Annotated in this window: 1 protein-coding gene; it reads left to right on the top strand. The window is 61.1% G+C overall.

Annotated features, from left to right (window positions below; genetic code table 11):
* Positions 1 to 457: Ig-like domain-containing protein (locus DOU50_RS00075; protein WP_148768442.1), on the top strand; the 457-nt coding region annotated here is incomplete at both ends.

The raw sequence follows: 457 nt of genomic DNA, 5'->3' as shown, positions 1-457 counted from the left end.
CCGGCGATTACGCTTGATAACCTGACCGCCGACAACATCATTAATGCGGCAGAAGCGCAGCAGGATTTAGCCTTGAGCGGCACCAGCAGTGCTGAAGCAGGCCAGACGGTCACCGTGACGCTGAACGGCAAAACGTATCAGACCACGGTCCAGACGGACGGTACCTGGCAGCTGAGCGTCCCGGCGGCTGACGTCGGTGCCCTGACGGACGGCATCGTTACCGTGACGGCAACCGTGAGCGACGTGGCGGGCAACAGCAGCAGCGCCGATCGCGTGGGTCTGGTGGATGCGACTGTACCGCAGGTGACCATTAATGACTTTGTCACCGGCACCAATACCGTTAACCAGCTCGCCCATTCACAGGCGCAGATCCTGAGCGGCTCCGTCACCGGTGCGGCAGCGGGTGACCTGGTGACTATCACCATTAACAGCGTGGATTACACCACCGTGGTGGATG

Origin of the sequence: Enterobacter sp. C6 (assembly GCF_008122455.1) — a bacterium.
Lineage (GTDB): Bacteria > Pseudomonadota > Gammaproteobacteria > Enterobacterales > Enterobacteriaceae > Enterobacter > Enterobacter pseudoroggenkampii.
The sequence above is the reverse complement of the archived record's forward strand: the minus strand, read 5'-3'. Positions and strand labels throughout refer to the sequence as shown.